At 46.3% G+C, this 2716-nt stretch carries 4 protein-coding genes and 1 pseudogene; 4 read left to right on the forward strand and 1 reads right to left on the reverse strand.

Translation table 11 applies throughout. The features are described 5' to 3' along the window. Window positions 1-85 precede the first annotated feature (85 nt). The 3 genes and pseudogenes from F6K53_RS36795 (at window position 86) to F6K53_RS36805 (ending at window position 1867) form a co-directional block, all read left to right on the forward strand. Complete coding sequence (locus F6K53_RS36795; RefSeq protein WP_293084481.1) at window positions 86-457, forward strand: hypothetical protein; 372 nt, start codon at window positions 86-88, stop codon at window positions 455-457. A 59-nt stretch (window positions 458-516) separates the two neighbouring features. Then, complete coding sequence (locus F6K53_RS36800; RefSeq protein WP_075901406.1) at window positions 517-726, forward strand: hypothetical protein; 210 nt, start codon at window positions 517-519, stop codon at window positions 724-726. 77 nt (window positions 727-803) lie between these two features. Next, window positions 804-1867: pseudogene (locus F6K53_RS36805) on the forward strand (IS630 family transposase). Window positions 1868-2009: 142 nt separating this feature from the next. On the opposite strand, the gene F6K53_RS36810 reads toward F6K53_RS36805, so the two are convergent. Then, window positions 2010-2372: a hypothetical protein gene (locus F6K53_RS36810; RefSeq protein ID WP_293084483.1), complete on the reverse strand. Its 363-nt coding sequence runs from the start codon at window positions 2370-2372 to the stop codon at window positions 2010-2012. Between the two features lie 145 nt (window positions 2373-2517). Between F6K53_RS36810 and F6K53_RS36815 the strand changes: the two genes are divergently transcribed. Beyond that, window positions 2518-2716, forward strand: a 199-nt coding sequence (locus F6K53_RS36815) for a hypothetical protein (protein WP_293084486.1), incomplete at its 3' end; no start/stop codon positions are given.

The following is a 2716-nucleotide window of genomic DNA, read 5'->3' on the forward strand; positions in this document are numbered from 1 at the left end:
CGATCGCTAATCTAATGGCAGTCGTTAAGCCAAGGGGTGATTGACAGCTCGATGGTGTTCACAAATAGGTCTGCTCCCTGTCTTGATGCAAAGCGCGAGTGGGGGAAACCCCCAAGACCGCGCTGCATCGCTAATGCTGTTAGGCAAGACGACAAAACCATCGCTGAGCTCAATCATCCCTTTCCTAGACTCTGTGTTAGGTGGCTCAGGTAATGACTTTCTGTCTGGCGGCTCAGGTAACGACATTGTGATTGGCGGCTTAGGTAATGACTTTATATTTGAGGGCTCTGGTAATGACACCCTCATAGGTGTAGATCCCACCAGTAACAATCCAGGTATGAATGAAACTGATAGGTTAAACGGAGGAGCTGGTAAAGATACATTCGTGATTGGAGATAAGAACAATCCTTACTATGTCGGGGGGGAGGAACTTATGGTCTCAATGACTTTGCTCTAATTGAGAAGTTCGAATCTGGTATAGATACAATTCAACTCCACAAAGGCAGCAACTATGTCTTGTTAAAAAACTTTATTGCTATCACTCCAGGCTTGTCTCCTTCTGATTTGACAAATATTGGTTCAGTGGAACAGATTGCTAATAATATTGCTGGAGGTATGAGCGTAGCGGATAGTTTGAAGCTTGTTCCCATGCCGGCTAGTTTGAACATTGACATTATTGCTATAGTTCCTGATGGCTATAGCCAAGGGGATCTGATCTTTGTATAACGACTAAGTAGGTCGTGCAAGAAAAAAGGAGGTATGTTACAAATTATAAAGTGTTGCCCTAGAAAGGAGTCAGAGGTATGGGAGCCAGACTGAGAGTGTTTCTCACCCAAGAAGAAGAAAGAACACTCTGGGAGTTGAGGAGGGCTACCACCGTAAGTCAACGAGTCAAAGATCGAGCACAAGCAGTTCGTTTAAGTCATCAAGGTTGGTATGTTGAACAGATCGCCACTCACCTGCACTCGACTGCTAAAACGGTTAGGAAGACACTAAACGCCTGGAAAACAAAAGGTAGGGCATGACTATGGGAGGCATCAGGACGAGGGCGACAAAGAAGATGGACGGAAGCCGACATCGAATACCTAGAAGACTGTCTAAGAATTGACCCGAGAACCTACAACAGCTTACAACTGGCCGAAAAACTCTGTTGGGAACGACAAGTTGACCTCAGTCCTGAGTATCTACGTCAGATCCTCAAAAAAAGGGGGTGATTTGGAAGCGGACGCGAGTGAGTCATCAAAAACGGCAAGATCCACAGAAGCGGCTGGCTAAGCAGAACGACCTGGAAATGCTTGAACTAGCGGCTGCTGCCGGAGAGATTGATTTGCTTTACGCCGACGAATCGGGATGCTGTTTGTGGAGTGCCGCCAGCTACAGCTATTACTTTAAAGGAGAGCAGAAGCGGCAAGAACAGACGAAAAAACGGGGGAAACGATTGAGCCTTTTGGGTCTGTGGCAACCGTTGGTGACATTTGTGTGTAGTTTGGTGTTGGGGAGTTGGAAAAGCGAAGACTTCATCAAACTGATGCACGAACAAGCCCAAGTGGCTGGTGCAATTTACGAACGCACGGGTCGAATCCGTGTTATCACCCTCGATAACGGCTCGATTCATACAAGTAAAGCTGTGAAGCAGAAACTTCCCCAATGGGAAGCGATGGGACTTTACTTGTTCTTTTTGCCACCTTACTGTTCCGAAATGAACCCCATTGAGTTGGAGTGGGAGCATCTTAAGCGCGATCAATTGGTTGGTCAGATGTTTGAATCGGAGTCGGAATTAGCGTACCACGTGAGTGTAGGACTTGAGGCTCGAGGACAGCGCAACGGACATAAGGTTGAATATGTCAACCTGCGAGGCGTGAAATAATCCTTTACAAACATCTCTTTTTTTCTCTGGGACTACTTAGTACACCGTCTCGGAAACAACTGACTAGTTAAAATCTCTTTGATCTAGCGCGTCTTTCCCCTGTTTTTCCTCTCCGTTTAACTGAGATCTCGGAGCATTGTGATTAATCGTTTGGTGGGCAGTGCAAACTCAAGCCTATGGCTAGGTTGGTGAATCGGTCTACTGCACTGCCCACCCTAGATCTCGGACCATTGTGATTAATGGTTTGGTGGGCAGTGCTTACTTTGGCTATGGCCAGCTTGGTGAATCGGTCTGCTGCACTGCCCACCCTAGATCTCGGACCATTGTGATTAATGGTTTGGTGGGCAGTGCTTAGCAAGGCTATGACTAGGTTGGTGAATCGGTCTGCTGCACTGCCCACCCTACATGAAGGTAAGTGGGACAGGGGATTGGCCGAATGCGATCGCGTAGCGGCTCCAAAGGAGCATCGCGTAGCGTGACCTACGGTCAATCCCTTTTTCCCCAATTTTCTGCTTAACTCTATACCCCCAGTTATGACTTTTGTCAATAACTGAGCTGATCAAGGCTGATGTGAGCCAGAGACCCTTTGATTTACCTGTAACTTGTAGCAAGGGAGCATTGAAGCAACAGTGATGGTATAGCAATCCTAAATGAATTGTGAGAATTTTGTTCCCTGTTCCCTACTCCCTACTCACTACTCCCTGTTCCCTGTTCCCTTTGGTATAGTAGAGAGCTGGGTAATGCTCTGGTTTAATCAAAGACAAGCTTTTACTATATCTAATAAATTTTCTCTGATCTTGCTATCAGTATCAGCGCTAGAATCATTTAGTAAATTTAACAAATTTTCCA

Source organism: Moorena sp. SIO4A1 (assembly GCF_010672065.1).
In the GTDB taxonomy this organism is placed as follows: domain Bacteria; phylum Cyanobacteriota; class Cyanobacteriia; order Cyanobacteriales; family Coleofasciculaceae; genus Moorena.

Excerpts from the sequence above, each read along its gene's own strand:
- F6K53_RS36795 (WP_293084481.1), top strand. The coding sequence starts at position 86 with ATGCAAAGCGCGAGTGGGGGAAACCCCCAAGACCGCGCTGCATCGCTA.